Origin of the sequence: Carnobacterium divergens (genome assembly GCF_900258435.1) — a bacterium.
Taxonomy (GTDB): Bacteria; Bacillota; Bacilli; order Lactobacillales; family Carnobacteriaceae; genus Carnobacterium; species Carnobacterium divergens_A.
In genome coordinates this window covers 1-15,712 of record NZ_LT984412.1, presented here as the reverse complement: position 1 = coordinate 15,712, position 15,712 = coordinate 1, and the positions used below count along the sequence as shown (strand labels likewise).

The 15,712-nt window shown below is 37.3% G+C and carries 13 protein-coding genes and 3 pseudogenes; 6 read left to right on the top strand and 10 right to left on the bottom strand.

Features of this window, described 5'->3' with window-relative positions; genetic code table 11:
* The 5 genes from CDIMF43_RS00390 to CDIMF43_RS00365 all read right to left on the bottom strand — a co-directional run.
* A partial coding sequence (locus CDIMF43_RS00390; protein ID WP_109840887.1) for a replication initiation protein occupies positions 1-860 on the bottom strand: 860 nt, incomplete at its 3' end.
* 385 nt (positions 861-1,245) lie between these two features.
* Positions 1,246-1,848, bottom strand: coding sequence for a protein adenylyltransferase Fic (fic, locus tag CDIMF43_RS00380; protein WP_002410828.1), 603 nt, complete (start codon positions 1,846-1,848; stop codon positions 1,246-1,248).
* 16 nt (positions 1,849-1,864) lie between these two features.
* Complete coding sequence (locus tag CDIMF43_RS00375) at positions 1,865-2,488, bottom strand: mobilization protein (protein WP_109840885.1); 624 nt, start codon at positions 2,486-2,488, stop codon at positions 1,865-1,867.
* Positions 2,485-3,717 carry a relaxase/mobilization nuclease domain-containing protein gene (locus CDIMF43_RS00370; RefSeq protein WP_109840884.1) on the bottom strand — a complete coding sequence of 411 codons (1,233 nt, stop codon included), beginning with the start codon at positions 3,715-3,717 and terminating at the stop codon, positions 2,485-2,487. Before CDIMF43_RS00370 ends, CDIMF43_RS00375 begins: the two co-directional genes overlap by 4 nt.
* The gene (locus CDIMF43_RS00365) at positions 3,696-4,061 is read right to left on the bottom strand and encodes a plasmid mobilization protein (RefSeq protein ID WP_109840883.1); all 366 of its coding nucleotides are present in this window, start codon (positions 4,059-4,061) and stop codon (positions 3,696-3,698) included. Before CDIMF43_RS00365 ends, CDIMF43_RS00370 begins: the two co-directional genes overlap by 22 nt.
* A gap of 463 nt (positions 4,062-4,524) precedes the next feature.
* Between CDIMF43_RS00365 and CDIMF43_RS00360 the strand changes: the two genes are divergently transcribed.
* The 6 genes from CDIMF43_RS00360 (at position 4,525) to CDIMF43_RS00335 (ending at position 13,393) form a co-directional block, all read left to right on the top strand.
* Positions 4,525-5,241, top strand: coding sequence for an IS6-like element ISTeha2 family transposase (locus CDIMF43_RS00360; protein WP_109840882.1), 717 nt, complete (start codon positions 4,525-4,527; stop codon positions 5,239-5,241).
* Between the two features lie 209 nt (positions 5,242-5,450).
* Complete coding sequence (locus tag CDIMF43_RS00355) at positions 5,451-8,708, top strand: vWA domain-containing protein (RefSeq protein ID WP_109840881.1); 3,258 nt, start codon at positions 5,451-5,453, stop codon at positions 8,706-8,708.
* A 1-nt stretch (position 8,709) separates the two neighbouring features.
* A complete protein-coding gene (locus CDIMF43_RS00350; protein WP_061775456.1) occupies positions 8,710-9,441 on the top strand; it encodes a pilin N-terminal domain-containing protein in 732 nt (243 codons plus the stop codon).
* Between the two features lie 63 nt (positions 9,442-9,504).
* Positions 9,505-10,992 carry a SpaH/EbpB family LPXTG-anchored major pilin gene (locus tag CDIMF43_RS00345; protein WP_109840880.1) on the top strand — a complete coding sequence of 496 codons (1,488 nt, stop codon included), beginning with the start codon at positions 9,505-9,507 and terminating at the stop codon, positions 10,990-10,992.
* A gap of 86 nt (positions 10,993-11,078) precedes the next feature.
* On the top strand, positions 11,079-12,275 hold the full coding sequence (locus CDIMF43_RS00340; protein WP_109840879.1) for a class C sortase: 1,197 nt from the start codon (positions 11,079-11,081) through the stop codon (positions 12,273-12,275).
* Positions 12,272-13,393: a class C sortase gene (locus CDIMF43_RS00335; RefSeq protein ID WP_034558116.1), complete on the top strand. Its 1,122-nt coding sequence runs from the start codon at positions 12,272-12,274 to the stop codon at positions 13,391-13,393. The genes CDIMF43_RS00340 and CDIMF43_RS00335 overlap by 4 nt, the downstream gene beginning before the upstream one ends.
* A 2-nt stretch (positions 13,394-13,395) precedes the next feature.
* On the opposite strand, the pseudogene CDIMF43_RS13765 reads toward CDIMF43_RS00335, so the two are convergent.
* From CDIMF43_RS13765 to CDIMF43_RS00315, 5 genes and pseudogenes are all read right to left on the bottom strand, one after another.
* A pseudogene (locus CDIMF43_RS13765) lies at positions 13,396-13,749 on the bottom strand (transposase); the annotation flags it as partial.
* Between the two features lie 82 nt (positions 13,750-13,831).
* Positions 13,832-14,275: a coiled-coil domain-containing protein gene (locus tag CDIMF43_RS13680; RefSeq protein ID WP_199198130.1), complete on the bottom strand. Its 444-nt coding sequence runs from the start codon at positions 14,273-14,275 to the stop codon at positions 13,832-13,834.
* A gap of 74 nt (positions 14,276-14,349) precedes the next feature.
* The gene (locus CDIMF43_RS00325) at positions 14,350-14,940 is read right to left on the bottom strand and encodes a recombinase family protein (RefSeq protein WP_002395662.1); all 591 of its coding nucleotides are present in this window, start codon (positions 14,938-14,940) and stop codon (positions 14,350-14,352) included.
* Positions 14,941-15,152: 212 nt separating this feature from the next.
* Positions 15,153-15,248: pseudogene (locus tag CDIMF43_RS00320) on the bottom strand (IS6 family transposase); the annotation flags it as partial.
* A gap of 106 nt (positions 15,249-15,354) precedes the next feature.
* Positions 15,355-15,615 (bottom strand): annotated as a pseudogene (locus CDIMF43_RS00315) (restriction endonuclease subunit S); the annotation flags it as partial.
* Positions 15,616-15,712: the final 97 nt, after the last annotated feature.

The following is a 15,712-nucleotide window of genomic DNA, read 5'->3' as shown; positions in this document are numbered from 1 at the left end:
TAAATAGGGTCTTGTTCTTCCAGCTTGTAGAAGTCATTTCGTGCGACTGGTTTCTTCGTGATATGAAAGACAATAGAATCAATCGAACGCCCTTTTTTGACTTTCTCATAGGTCACGTTAAAATGTGTATGAGTGTTGATTTCTTCTATAGCATTTTTTAAAACTCTAGTTTCAAAATGGTCGAAGCGTTTATAGTCTGTAACTGTATCCGTCATAAGTCTTAACTCTTTAATTGAAATAGACGGATTGCGGTAAGATTCCACTTGTTCTGTTCTCCGCCCCCCTTTGACACTGTAATGCTCGTATTGGTTATAGTTCATGGATAACCATTTATAAAGAATAATGCTGTACTTGCTGTTTAAGTCTACAAGGTCAGACAAAGCATATTGTGTGAATTTAGTTTTTAACTCAATCAGATAGGGCATAATCGACTTAGTAAAGGTCATAGAAATAATGTCATTATAATCATTCCATGTTGTTTCTTCTAAAGGACTGATAACTCGATACTCAAATTTATTTTTATGAACGTTCATTTCTCGTATTTCAAAAACAGACTGTTGATGTAAAGTCATTATGGCTTCTTTAAAACGACTGTGTTTATTGCTGTCGTCCACTTTAAAAAAGGCAAAGAGTTCGGTTTTAGAAAGATAAATGGTATTGTTTTTTGGTGGATTATCTGTATCAATCAACGATACCGCTAACTCAAAAATCTTTAAAGGGACTTTATCCATTTTAGCCACGCTTGTGATGAGGTCGTTATGTTCAACAATTTTTCGTTTCTCAATTTCTTTCAAAGAACACACTGTCCTTTCATTGTCTTTGTAATTGTTATAAGGGTATTTTTTTGCTATAATTTCCATGAGAAGTTGCTCCTTATGAGTAATTTTGGCTAAGCATAGAGAAGTCATTTCGTCGTGAATTTTCTCTATGCTTTTATTATATCACATTATCCCCACATACAATAGTTTTTTGTGGGTGAATACATAGTTTTTTGTGGGTGAATACATAGTTTTTTGTGGGTGAATACATAGTTTTTTGTGGGAATGAAATTCTGAAACTTCTTGCAACCACTGACTTTTTTTTGACGCAAAAGAAGAAAAGATTAAAATATATAAGATAAATGTAATATAGGCTTCGCCTTTTTTTATTTTTTTCAAAAATTTAAAATCAAAGGTCAAAATCATCCAAAAAAAGAAACAGACTACTCAAGTTTTATATTGAGCAGTCTGCTTCTTTAAATCGTATTTATAGATCTTCTGTTTTAATTTCGTAATAGCCCTCGTAATAATAACTCGCATCAATTCCTTTAAAGAATTGTTCTTTTCCTAAATCATCGGTTAAAGCCTTTTGAATCAAATATTTTAATTCATTGGTGCTGACTGTACTACGAATCATGGCATTTAAATATTCATCCTTATCAATTTGATTCCAATCGACAATTTTGTGTAGTTTATTTTTAAGAATTAAATCCAACCAGATACGAGTGGCTCGTCCATTGCCTTCTCTAAAAGGATGGGCTACATTCATATCCGAGTACTTATCAATAATTTCATCAAATGTTTCTTGAGGTAATTTATCAATATATTCAAGTGTTTGCGCTAAAAAAATACGTGGCGCAAATTGAAAGTTTCCTTTCGCAATATTCACTTCTCGAATTTTTCCTGCAAAGTCGTAAATATCTTGGAATAAAAACTGATGAATATCAGATAAGCCTTGAAACGTCCCAATTTCAAGATCCTCTATTTTGCCAGACTCAAACAATTCTTTGGCTCTTTTTTTCGTTAAGATTTCTTCTTGTTTGGCTAATTCTGCTGAATTTGTTAAGCCTAATTTATTATCTAAAACCAAAATATCCCCTCACTCTCTATTTTTTCGGAAAGATTCTTTTGAAAATTTTTGGACGTTGATCAAACCATGTTGAAGCGGTATACATTAATCGAAAACTGCCATAAATTCCAGCACCGATTAAACCAAAACCACCTAATCCAAGAACGACTGCCCCATAAGGATGTTTAGGCTGTATTTCCATCACTGTGTCATACAAAATATGCAAACCCCAACCATCCCAGATCCCTTTATAAATCCATCGTCCGATGAGAATACCGACAACTAAGAAACAGAACAGGCAGATAATGTTCGCAATCAGAATACCGTAACGTTCGACAATCTCACGTTTGCGATCTGCTTTTATCTGCTCTTGGTGTTCATTTAGTTCTTTTTTCAAAGCGAGTAATGCTTGTTTTTCAACTTGAATTTCTTTCAGTATATCCGCTTTTAAGTTTTCTGCCTCTAAACGATGGAGTTGTTCTTGAATGGCAGACTCCATTTTTTGATTCGCAACAGCTTCTATTTTTTCTTGGTAGTCCCGAAACTCTTTATTGACCTCTTGACGGACTAAGGTTTCTAGTTCTGGAACGTGACTGAAATCAATTTTGCCATTTTTATAAGCATTTAATACTTGAACAACGAGTTGTTCATCTTTATTCATAGACTCATCCCCCGATCATGATCTTTTGTTGGTTTCTTTTCGGACTGTACGTCTCTGTGCGTTTGTTTTTCTAGGTTTTGCTGTTGTTCTTGCTCGTAATTTTTCATGTCCTTTGAAAATCGACGTTCAAAATCCTCGAGGATTTTCTCTTTTGTTTGCTTTAATTTTCTTGTAACGCGTTGAGTAAGTTCTGGTACTCGTCCTGCAAACTGTTTGATTGTGTCAATAAATCGATTAATTGTTGATTCTCGCTTGAGAGCTTCTGATTTTCTTGGTTCAATTGCTTGTTCAAGGCTAACAATTTCTGATTCTCTTTGTTGAGTGTCTCGCTCAAGCGGAGTAATCGCTGGTTCTCGTTGTTCAACAGCGCTAAATTCGTTTTGTCTTGCTCGGTTTTCCAACTCATGTAAAATGGTCTCCCTTCCAAAATCAGAACCCAATCGGGCCTCTCGTGCTCGTCTTTGCTTGTTATTGGCGTCTAAAAAGGCGTATGAGAACGTTTGGCCTCTTTCTGATAGAATTACACCATTATCGGATAAACGCTCTTTAAACGTCTCATATGAGCTCACAGAGACATCTTGAAGCGATTTATTGATTCTTTCTCTCAAATCATCCATGTAAGAATACTCATTTTTGGCGATTAGTTCTTTTTCTGTCTCTGTTTGGCGCTCTTTTGGTGGCTCTAAAATGTGCCAGTTTTCTCGAGAAGCGAGTCGATCATTCATTTCTCGTGCTCGTTGAACGCTTTCTCCTTTTTGTTCTCTTAATTTCTTTCCTGTATCTAAATTGACCTTATTGACAATGATGTGGTTGTGTAAGACGTGATTTTTTCCGTCTAAATGCGTATAAACAGCGCTTTGATGGTTAGGATAAAGGTTTTCTGCTAATTCAACGCCTAAATCATTGGCTTTTTGCCAGTCTTTTTGAACTTTCGGATTCAGTTCATCTAAGGCGAAAGATTGGGTAATACGCAAGACTTGATTGGATTCTTTCGTTTGGTTATGAAGTTGTCGAATGACATCAAATTGTTCTTTGGCGATAAAGGGATCAATCCCGTTGGTTCCACCCACGGCAACTGCCCGACAATTTGTCAGCTCCACAGGACGTTCCAATTGATGGTCTTGTAGCCACTGTTCAGTTTTTTCATGCATGGGTCTGTCTTGACCTAAAGCATAATTAAGGGCGCTCGCTGCACTTGCGCCATTGCTTATTTTTGCAATTGTTGCCATAACTCTTGATACCCCTTTTGAGCTTGAGCAAGTACTCCGTATGTATAGCGTAAAGTCTCGATCAGCTCTTTATCTTGGTTGTCCATCCGATCGAATTGATTGAGTTTCTTGGCGATTTGATTTAAATTGGTTCCTTGTTTTGAGAGTTCTAATAATAAAGATTTCGCTTGGTCATGTTCGAGATAAGGTTTTTTTAAATGAGATTTTTGTGCTAATTTTTTCGCATAAAGATTCGGAGAGAGTCCATATGTTTCTCCTGAAATTTTCAGCTTATTGTATTGTTCTTCAGATAATCTAAATTGAATGTACTTTGTTTGATTTTGTGATACTTCTTTCTGATCCATAAATAGCCTCCTCAAAGATAAAATGCCCAAGCGCTCATTCATCAATCGCCCTTTGTCATTGATTTTGTAATAAGCATTGCGCCCTATTCGGTTACAATCATTATAACAAAATAGACCATATAAATCCATAAATACTGGCAAGCTATCACTTTGTAATACAAATGACTTCGTTCTTGTATTACAAAGTTGCTTGAAAAGGGGGAAGTTTCACTTTCCCCTTTTATCCCCTTTGGATTGTGTCGATTTGCTTTAAGCAAACGCCACCTACCCATTTTATAAAAATAAAATGGGCAAAAGATCTTTCTTTTTGTCATACAAAAAGAAGAAAAAAAAAGAGACGATTTTCTTCTTCCGAAATCGTCCCTCTTTTTCTAAATTCATGGATGAACTGGTTCTGTTGCAAAGTTCCACATAACACCTGATTTATTGTAAAATGTAATAAAAAAGAATGCGAGGACAACAGATGAATCATTTTAAGGGCAAACAATTCCAAAAAGACGTGATTATTATCTCTGTTGGGTATTATCTTCGCTATAATTTGAGTTATCGTGATGTTCAAGAGATATTATATGATCGTGGCATTAACGTTTCTCACACAACAATTTACCGTTGGGTTCAAGAATATGGTAAGCTGATCTATCAAATCTGGAAAAAGAAAAATAGACAGTCCTTTTATTCGTGGAAAATGGACGAAACTTATATTAAAATTAAAGGGAAGTGGCATTATCTCTATCGTGCAATCGACTCAGAAGGCATGACACTGGATATTTGGCTAAGACGAAAGAGAAATACTCAGTCTGCTTATGCTTTCTTTAAACGACTATACAAGCAGTTTGGGGAACCGAAAGTTATCGTGACAGATAAAGCACCATCAATTGCTAGTGCTTTTAGGAAGTTACAAAAGCAGGGTCTATACAGCGAAACTGAGCACCGGACAGTCAAGTATCTCAATAACTTAATTGAGCAAGATCATAGACCTGTTAAACGTCGAAATAAACTTTATCAAAGTCTTCGTACTGCATCAACTACGATTAAGGGCATAGAAGCATTGAGAGGCATATACAAAAAGAACCGAAGAAATGGAACGCTCTTCGGCTTTTCGGTATCTACTGAAATTAAAGTTTTGATGTATACCAGCATAGTCAAAGTATCAGAATGGGACTTTTGTACTCAGTATTGAAACTTTGCAACAGAACCTTATGGACACAATATAAAAAAAGAAAAACAATTATTAACGCTTTTCTTTTTTATGTCTAATTATTTGATAATAGTCCAAGTAGTATTATCGCTATAAATAGTTTATAATTTAGATGGCAATATCAAATCTTAGGTAGTGCTATTTAAATTTTGTTTAAGAATAGATATCATGTTTTTTAGAGGAGTGAAGAAATGAAGATGAAAAAATCGCTCTGGTTTATGATGGTTGCTATTTTGATGGGCTTTATCCCGCAAATCTTGACTGCTTATTCGAGTATCGCACAGGCTATAGAAACTCAGCCGGATAAAATCGTAGATCAATCAGGTTTAAAAGTCAGTTCCTCTGTTTCATCAGATGGAAATTCTTTAAATTGGAAATTACAGTATGAAAAAGATGTCGCAAGTGATGGCAATGATCAAGCACTGAAATTCAAAGTGACGGCTGATGGAAAAGCAATAGCTTTTAATGAAGATGCCAGTTTTGCTACTAATGATGACCAATGGTTTGCGGAAAAAGATTTTTCGAAACAATCGCAGGGTTCTCTTTCATTTACAACGGTGCTAAATGTCTCCAAGGTAGCTCTTGAAATTCAAGCCGATGCAACGAAATCGGATGGAACACAAGATGTCACTATTAACAAGAATATTTTGACTAGTGCAGTAGAAGGTCCGCATGCGTTGAAATTACCAGCAGTGGCTACAGAAGAAACGACAGAAGTAAGTGCTGCTTCTCCGCCAACAGCGGAAGAAATCATCAGTAGCCAAGCGACCGAAACGACGACACAAACGGAAGAAGCCAGTGAAGCAACTGAAGGAACAATACAAACTTCTGATGATTCGACTATGGTAGGGCCTCAACAAAACTATTATCTTTCTTCAGCAGCTTCTACTTATGATGTGAGTGCTTATAATGATCCTTTTAAGTATACACCTGATGGAGGACAATACCCGTCTCATGACACGAATCAGTATACGAAATCAGATTCAAGTGACATGATTAAAAACTATAATTATGGTTCTGCAGGAGATTCAGATAGTAATGTAGAAATTCAAAATATCCTCGAAGGTAATCTTAATTTTGATAATGGCTATCATGCTTACGATGTAGGGAATAACCAAAATATTAATTTGAAGAAAATCGTTATTCCTACTGATAATCCCACTCAATTTCAAATTCAACTAGATATCATTGGGGGGTCTTTGAAGGCACGTAAAAATGTCGACGTTGCTTTTGTCGTTGATAAGTCAGGGAGTATGGCTACTAATAATAGATGGAATAATTTAAAGTCGGCCTTAAATACATTTGCTCATGGTCTATTAGATGATAATCCAGGTGGAAGTGTCCAACTTGGAATAGCAGGCTTTAGTTCAGTTCAAGAAACAATAACCTATTCTCCTTATTATAATTATAAAATCAATGTTCCTTATGGAAAAGTAGGAAATTTTGGTGGCACTCAAGGAAACTACACTGGATTTACTACAAGCGCCGATGCCTTTTTGAATCATGCGTTATTAAATGAAAGCCCAAGTGGGGGAACACCAACTTTCTTAGGATTAGATGCTGGCTTAGAACTTTTAACTAATAGCCAATATAACGGAAGAAAAGACGCCCAAAAAGTATTGATTATTTTAACAGATGGATTACCAACTTGGGGACCAACTACTACTTATACTAGTAGCAGTAGTGGAATTCGTCAGAGTGGGATGACACGTTCTTCTGACAATAATGGTAGAGTAGAGACTTTTAAAGCAACTAATACTACTCTTTATATTGGAAATGGATCAGAGACTGGACCAGATATTAGTACAGTCCGAAGTAATACCATTTCTCACGGAAAAAAAAGAACCGAACAAAATCCTGAAATTGATCGCTATGCCATTGGCTTTGGAGTAACAGATGTTAATGATATCTTAGATGCTTTAGGACCTCAAGGAAAATATTCAGCAACAAGTCACACTGACTTAAATTATGTATTGAATCAAATCAAGAAAAAAATTCAAGATGTGAATGCTCTGATTCGTAATGCTAATGTTTTTGATCCGATGAGCAAGTATGTAGCGTTAGATACTAGTTCAGTTAAAACGCAAGCTTTAACATTAAAAACAAGCTCACCTAAGTCGTTGAATGTAACGACAGGGACTCAACCAGATTATGTAAATGGTGTTACCGTGGATACACGCAACAATTCGGTAAATTTATCCAATCTTACTTTATCTGGAAATGATACACAGCGAGATGGCTTGCGTGTGACTTATACTGTTTCTCTCAAAGAAGAGTATCAAGATGACAAGTTCTATCCGGCAAATGGACCGACTTATTTAGCGGACAACCAATATAAAGATCAATTTGGCTTTGCGGTTCCATCAGTTAAAGTGCCACCACAAAAATTTGACATTGAAGCAGAAAAAATCTGGGACGATGAGGATAATCAGTGGGGAACGCGTAAAGAAGTGACCCTACAACTACAACAAAAGAGTGGCAATGAAAATTGGGCCAATGTTTCTGGGAAAACAATAACTATTAAAGCAAATGCAACCGGAGATAGCCTGAAAGGGAAGTTTTCTGATGTACCCGCTTATGACAGCTCTAAAAATGTGCTTGAGTATCGAGTAGTCGAAGAACGAGTTAATGGGTATGAAGAAGCTAGCTATTCTCCAACATCTATCAATGTAAATTCGGATAAGAAACTTTTACAAGTCACCAATAAGTTGCTAAAAACTTCTGTTACATTTACGAAAGTAGGGAATGATGGTAAAACGCCGTTAGCAGGTGCTGGCTTTACTTTGTACAAAGCAGACGGAACAACGGCTATCGGTAAAGAAGTGACATCGGATGACAATGGTCAAGTTACTTTTGACATAGAGTTACCGATTGGTAAATATGTTATCAAAGAAACCACGACACCCTTGGGTTATGAGACACAAGATCCGATTGAAATTATGATTGCTGATGCAGATGGTAAATTAACTGTTTCTGGTATCAAAGATAATCAAGTAGTCAATCTTTTGAAAGACTTTGAATTAATCGTGACTAAGAAAGACATTCTCGGGAAAGATTTGAAAGGTGCCAAGTTTAAATTAGTAGGTAAAGATTACTCTAAGGAACTCGATTCTGATACGAATGTCTTTAAATTTACTGGTTTAAAACCCGGTGAATATGAACTGATTGAAACAGTCGCACCGGATGGCTATGTTGGATTGAAAGATTCAATTAAGATCGTCATTGATCAAGACGGCAAAGTCACCATTGATGGGAAAGAACAAAAAGATGTTATTACCACTGATGGCAATGTGATTAAATATAATGTTGCTAACCAACAAAAAGGACTTTTGCCATCTACTGGTGGACAAGGCATTCGACATTTAATGGAATTTGCACTACTAGTGATTGGTTTATCGGCTCTTGTCGGTGGCATTTATGTCTACCGTAATCGAAAGGAGTTGAACTAAGATGAAGAATAAATCATTGTTCATAAAAATCACCATACTTCTTTCAACTTTGCTGGTAGGGATCTTTACGGGGCAACAAGCCTTTGCGGATGACGGGACGATCGATATTGTGATCCACAAACAATTGTTGGACCAAGCACCTGATGCAGCTATTCAAAATACGGGAGCGGCCGATCAAGATATTAAAGATCCAATCGAAGGGGTCGGCTTTACGATTTATAACATTACAGAGGATTATTATAAATTGGTCAAAGGCTCTGACGAAACAACAACTATTCAAATGATTCAAGAAAATGTTGCTGATTATCAAAAAATTATCAGAGGACAAGGCCTGACTGATGAAAAAGGCACAATCAAATTTCCCCAACTACCTAAAAGCAGTGGCGGTAAAAATGCGGTTTACCTGATTGTTGAAACGGCATTGCCTGATCCTGAAAAGGTAAAAGTCGAAAAAGCGGCCGAACCCTTAGTAGTGGCTTTACCAGTGTATGAAATGAGCACAGACGGTAAAACCTATACGAACAAAGAATTAGCTACCGTTCACCTTTACCCTAAAAATGTGGGAACAATCGTTGAAAAGCCAGTGACACCAACTAAACCTAAAAAACCAAGTAAACCGAAGAAACGCTTGCCACAAACAGGTGAAGCAAAATTCTTCTTAGGTATATTGGGGATTCTTTTGATCGGTACGGCGATCATTTTATGGCGGAAACATTCCGTACGAAACAATTAATCAAAGGTACAAAAGACTAAGGTCTATTGGAATATTCTACAAAAATCAAGGAGGAATTAGAATATGAAGAAATTGTGGAAAACACTTTTTGCAGCACTACTTGTGTTGCCATTGTTCACCGGCATGTTCGGTGCGGAAACAGTAAATGCTGCTGAAGCAACAACGACAAATGTAACGATCAACAAACGAATCTGGAAAGATGGCGAAGCTCCAGCACAAGATTCCATGCAAAATACTGGGGAAGAAATGGACTTTGGTGGAGCTCCACTTGAAGGAGCCGGCTTTACAGCCTATGATGTAACAGATGATTATCTTGCTCTGATTGCAAATGGTAATTCACAAGCAAAAGCAAAAAAAGAAATTGCTGATAATGCGTCAAATTACACAACTGTGGCAAAAGCAGAACAAAAAACGGATGCCAATGGTCAAACAACTTTTGAAGGACTTGCTTTAAAAGACGGGGACAAAGATAAAGTCTATATGTTTGTTGAAACAAGCACGCCAGGCAATGTTTCCGTAACGACAAAAGCCGCTCCAATCGTTTTAGCAATGCCAATCTATACGTTTAAAGATGGCAAATATTCAGATACAATCAATACCAACGTTCAAGTCTATCCAAAGAACGAAACCAAGACTGATAAAAAAGAAGTTGCCAATTTAGATAAGTTCACTGAAGTTAAGGATGCTGATGGAAAAGTTTTATATCATAACCTTACAACTGGCGATGAAATCGAATATAAATTAACTTTAAATATTCCTGCGGACATTCTGAAAAATGGCGTCACTTACTCTGTAACTGATACGCCAACTGCTGGACTTGCTTATGTAAAAGATTCTTTTGCAACAACTGGTTTAGTAGCTGGAACTGACTATGATTTAGCTGAAGATTCTGCAACTGGCGGATTTACTGTTACTTTGAAACAAAATGAAAATGTAGGAAAATTAGCTGGTAGTCAATTGATTGCTACTTACAAAATGAAATTAACTGCTGAAGTAAATCCTGACGATTTAGTAAACAATAGTGCCCAAGTAAAAATTGGTAACAACCTTCAAGATAAAATTACACCTCCAACACAATTTGGTACAGGTGGTTATAAATTCGTCAAAAAAGATTCACAATCTGGTGCAACCTTATCTGGTGCGGAATTTGTCGTAAAACAAGACTCTAACTTTGCAATATTTGAAGATGCTAAAAACACTAAAGGTGAATATATCTTTAAAGAATGGACGACTGATGAAGCAAAAGCAACGAAAATCGTTTCTGACGACAAAGGTGAGTTGAAAGTAATTGGTTTGAAAAATGGTGGCTATCGATTAGAAGAAAAAGCGACTTCAAGTGATAAATATGTGTTACTTGATGAAGATGTCGATTTCACTGTTGAACACGGTCAATATGGCAGTCAAGAACTAAAGTCTGTTCTTAACACGCCTAAAGGTCTGCTTCCATCAACAGGTGGTAACGGGATCTATGCCTTCTTAATTATCGGTTCTGCTCTTATGATCGGTGCTTACGCTTGGTTCAAGAAATCTAAAACACAAGCTGAAGTCTAAGATATAGTTTTAAAATAGGAAAAGGCAGCTTCATTTCTTGAAGTTGCCTTTTCTTTCTTTTAAAATAGGGAGAAGGAGGTGCAAGCATGGATCAGCGCCTAAAAAATGAACGGATCAATTTGATTTTAAAACTGCTAATGGCGATTTTATTTACGACCGGTGCCATTATTTTCAGCTATCCCTTTTTGGCCAATGCGGTGAATTCCTATTATGACCAAAAAATGATGGAAAAAAACTTGGCTGAGATGGACGCAACAAATACCAAAGAACAAGCAAAAAGGCACCAAGAAATGGCCGAAAAAAATAAAGAGTTAGCTGAAAGTAAGAACATGACCAATATTCCTGGCATGGGACTGGTAGAAGACCCGTTTGAAAATGCGGTCGATGATGCCAAAGATCCGGGTAAAGCCTACTATAAAGAGCATACCGTGGGTGCTATCTATATTCCAAAAATTTCGGTCAGCTTACCTTTATTTGATGAAACCAATGCTGCTCTTTTGGAAAAAGGCGCGACGATTTTACAAGGAACGTCTTATCCGATCGGTGGCGATAGTACTCATTCGGTGATCTCAGGCCACAGTGGCTTGACGGAACGTAAACTTTTTACAGATTTAGAAAAGTTGGTGATTGGCGATGATTTTTATTTGACCATTGCTGGGGAAAAATTGGCTTATGAGGTCGATGACATCCAGATCGTTTTACCGTCGGATATCGACAAAGTGGTCATCCAACCGGGGCGGGACTTGGTGACCTTATTGACTTGTACACCTTATGGCATCAATACCCATCGTTTATTAGTCACTGGACACCGTGTGCCTTATGTGGAGGAAATGGCGGAGGAAGTGACCAGTACCAAAAAAGCGGTCGAACGGCGTTTTCGCTTGTATTTACTACTGATCCCGCTTTTCTTTGCCATGATTTTCTATTGGATGTATCGCAAGTTCGTCTATTATCAAAGTGGCAAACACAGTTATGACTTTTGTTTTTACTTATTGGAAAATGGTCAACCCAAAGCAGGCGTGACTTTTACCTTAGTGCGTAAAAAACGCTGGGCAACAGATGTCACTAACCAACCAGTTGCTGTAAGCCAGGTGGATGGATGGGTGTCTTTCCCTGAGATCAGAGGGGGTCGTTATTATGCCAAGGCGATCGATGGGTCGACAAAACCAGTTAAGGGCAAGGTCCGCCGTTTAAAAGATCGGCAGTTTGTTTTAAGCCGCGTCACGAAGAAAAAGCACGGTAAGAAAGTTACTTATTATCTGGAGAATGGAGCGAAAAAATGAAGAAAAATCGGCAAGTGAGCTCGCAAATTGCGATCATCCTCATTTTTTTGGTCGGCATCTTGACCATGCTCTATCCCTTTTATGTCGATGCGTTGAATAATGTGATCGATCAAGTGCGCGTCGATCGCTATTTGAAGGAAAGCCAGAAAGAATTTGAAGCCGAACGCAAGCGACTGGCGGAAGAAAATAGTAAATTGAGCGAAAGTGGGTTAGCTCCGGGTGCTGATCCGTTTGCGAATCCGAATGGCGGTACGGTTTCAGCTGCTTATTACAAAAAGCATTTGATTGGGACCATCAATATTCCTGATTTGGCCATTGAGTTACCGCTGTTTGATACGACCAATGATGATTTATTGGAACAAGGTGCGACGGTCCTAGATGGCACGTCCTTTCCTGTTGGTGGCGCAAGTACCCATGCGGTGATCTCGGCTCATCGTGGCTTGCCAGAACGGGAACTCTTCACCAATCTGCCGGAGCTTAAAAACGGTGATATTTTTCTGCTAAATGTCTTAGGGGAAACCTTGGCTTATGAAGTGTTCGACAGCCAAGTCGTGACGCCAGATCAGACTTCGGTTTTAAAGATCGAACCAGGCCAAGACTTGGTGACGCTCATGACCTGTACCCCTTATATGATCAATAGTCACCGTTTGTTAGTCACAGGAAAACGCGTGCCATATACACCGGCTGCCGAGAAAAAACAAGTCAAAGGTGATCGTTTTCGTAAGTTGAAACAAATCGCTATCTTGGCGGGGACGGCCCTGTTGATCTTAGCCGCTATTTATCAATTGTATCATGTGATCGCCCGTTACCGACTGCGGAAAGTGCGTTTTGATTTCACTGTTTGCTTAGAAGGCGTGGCAGAACATACACCAATCGCACTCTATGATAAAAAAGGGAAAAAGGCCCTGCGGCGTAATGGAAAAGCCTATCAAAAACAAACAGATCAAACCGGACAAGTCACTTTTACCGATCTACCAGGGGATTGCTATCGTTTGAAATTGGGCAAGAGTTGGTTGGTGCAGTTTGGTTTGAAGAAAAAAAAGAGGCCATCCAAGATTTGGAAGATAAATAAGAAAAAAGTTATGTTAAAAGAAGAAAGAATGCTAGAAGTCAAATAAAAAATGCTTATGTTATCAAATGATTTAAATCCATAAGATACACGTTTCATTGTTTAATATGGGTATTCTTAGCTTCTATTTTGTCATTGGTATGGGTATAAATCAATGCACTTCGTATACCTTCGTTATATTTGAGTAAATTTTGTAGTTTTTTCTAAATTCTTCGTCTAAACTTTCTGTAAGAAGTGGGAATTTAGGTGCACGGAAACTACACCAAGTTTTTTAATATTCCGTCTGTTTTTAGTTAAGAAACGCCAATTTACTTTCAGTTTCTGTGCTTCATTTTTGAGCCCTTTTAATTGCAGCTTTTTCATCATTCTTACACGAAAGGTTTGAAACGGATGTTCCAGTGACCTCGTTTAGAGCGTACATTTATTCAAGAAAGCTTAAATAAGATATCAAAATGGCCGAAAACAGAGACACAACTCGATTTATTTTTTAGGGTGAAGGAGAGAGTAGCACGAAAACTTTTAGTTGGCTTAGACTGAACGAAGTGAGGGAAAGGCTACTAAAACGTCGATGGGCAGTGGGAGCGAAGCACACACTTACCTTTTGAACTTTTATTTGGTTCTTGTCTTCGTTGGCAGCGGCGATTTCTTTTTGCTTATCGGAAACATGCTTTTCTTTGTCTGGTGACTTGTCGTTTTTGTTCAAGTCGTTAAGCTGTTTGTGTAAGTCAGAAATTTGTTTATTCTTTCCGTCCAACTGTTTTTGAGTATCTGATACGGTTTTCTTTACACTATTCAATTTATCTTCTAGCTGTTTCTTTTGATTTTCGGTTTCAGCTTCTTTGACTTGTTTTTCTAGGTCTTTGTTTGGAAAATCCTTTAGCACTTTAAAAACGAACTTTCGCTTTGACAAGCGAACTGCTTCTGTCGTCAAGCAGACCAACGAAGCCCAACCAAAAGACTTGCCAACACAAACCGTTGACAAGCCTTTTGGTTAGGGATATTTTTTTATTTTCTTTTAATACCATACTTTGTTAAATATCGTTTTAGTGTACTGACTGGAATTTTAGTATGATGTTCAATTTCTTTTAAAGTATATTCTTTTGATTGATATAGATTAAACGCTCTTTGTAGTAAAGGGTCGTCTTTTTGAAAGGTACTTTTTCTTCCAGTAAATCGTCCTTTTTTCTTTGCTAACTCAATCCCTTGTGCCTGCCTTTCCTTAATTCTTTTCCGTTCGCTTTCCGCTTGATATTTGTATAATTCAACGACTAAATTATTAATTAATCGTCTCAAATTTTCGTCTTCAATCCCATTCATTGAGGGCAAGTTTAAGACTTCCAGCGTAGCTCCTTTTTGTTGAATGGCATTCATAATCTCTGTAAGGTCTTTATTGTTCCGCCCTAAACGGTCTAACTCCGTTACAATGACAATATCCCCCTCACGTAGATAGTCCAGCATGGCTTGTAATTGAGGACGTTCGGTGGATTGTCCGCTTGCTTTATCTGAAAAGACCTTAGAAACGCTCTGTAACGCTTCTAATTGTCTATCTAGGTTTTGTTCTTTGCTACTTACTCGTGCATAACCAATTTTACTCATAAATCACACTCCCTATTTTGGCAAACTCTAATGAGCCTTTACAAATCTTATTATATCAGAAAAACAAAAAAGCCCACTAGAGTGTACTCAAATGAGCTTTTTCACTTCCAAAATTGATTTTCCATACCCCCACTATAAACATTGAGAACTCATATTTCGGTTCTGTTGCAAAGTTTGAAAATCAAACCTAAGATTTCTAACCTCTCATGTCCTTAAGCCGGTATACCCATTAAGACTTTTATTTCAGTTGATACTGAAAATCCGAAAAGCATTCCATTTCTTCAGTTCTTTTTGTATATTCCTTGGACGGGTTATATTGATAAAAAATAAGAAAACAGCCCCTATAATCTAGAATTTGGATTATAGGGGCTGTTTTTATTGCATTTCTAAGGGGCTATTATCTAATTATAGACCCTAAACAAACATCTTTTGTAAAAAGCCTTTTTTCTGTTCTTTCAACAAATCTAACTTACGCTGATGAAGAGCGATACTATTGTCTAACTGTTTAAAGAATGAACCGATTTTTTGTTGCTCGTCAATATCCAATGGGACAGTTATAGATAGTCCTTTTAATGATTTTTGACTAACCCCTTTAGCAGTTCCACCGCTTGATAATGCTGATAAATTATTGAAAACTAAAGGAGATTTTAATAATACAGCTAAGAAGTCATTAGTGGTTCTGTTGCAAAGTTTTAAATCTACTATCAAATAAGGTAGAATAATAGAAAAAGATAGCAGGAGGAATGACGATGAATCATTTTAAAGGAAAGCA

What these genes read in the sequence shown, in the direction of transcription:
- CDIMF43_RS00375 (WP_109840885.1), bottom strand. Translation starts at nt 2,488, where the DNA reads ATGAATAAAGATGAACAACTCGTTGTTCAAGTATTAAATGCTTATAAA.
- CDIMF43_RS00370 (WP_109840884.1), bottom strand. Translation starts at nt 3,717, where the DNA reads ATGGCAACAATTGCAAAAATAAGCAATGGCGCAAGTGCAGCGAGCGCC.
- CDIMF43_RS00365 (WP_109840883.1), bottom strand. Translation starts at nt 4,061, where the DNA reads ATGGATCAGAAAGAAGTATCACAAAATCAAACAAAGTACATTCAATTT.
- CDIMF43_RS00360 (WP_109840882.1), top strand. Translation starts at nt 4,525, where the DNA reads ATGAATCATTTTAAGGGCAAACAATTCCAAAAAGACGTGATTATTATC.
- CDIMF43_RS00355 (WP_109840881.1), top strand. Translation starts at nt 5,451, where the DNA reads ATGAAGATGAAAAAATCGCTCTGGTTTATGATGGTTGCTATTTTGATG.
- CDIMF43_RS00350 (WP_061775456.1), top strand. Translation starts at nt 8,710, where the DNA reads ATGAAGAATAAATCATTGTTCATAAAAATCACCATACTTCTTTCAACT.
- CDIMF43_RS00345 (WP_109840880.1), top strand. Translation starts at nt 9,505, where the DNA reads ATGAAGAAATTGTGGAAAACACTTTTTGCAGCACTACTTGTGTTGCCA.
- CDIMF43_RS00340 (WP_109840879.1), top strand. Translation starts at nt 11,079, where the DNA reads ATGGATCAGCGCCTAAAAAATGAACGGATCAATTTGATTTTAAAACTG.
- CDIMF43_RS00335 (WP_034558116.1), top strand. Translation starts at nt 12,272, where the DNA reads ATGAAGAAAAATCGGCAAGTGAGCTCGCAAATTGCGATCATCCTCATT.
- CDIMF43_RS00325 (WP_002395662.1), bottom strand. Translation starts at nt 14,940, where the DNA reads ATGAGTAAAATTGGTTATGCACGAGTAAGTAGCAAAGAACAAAACCTA.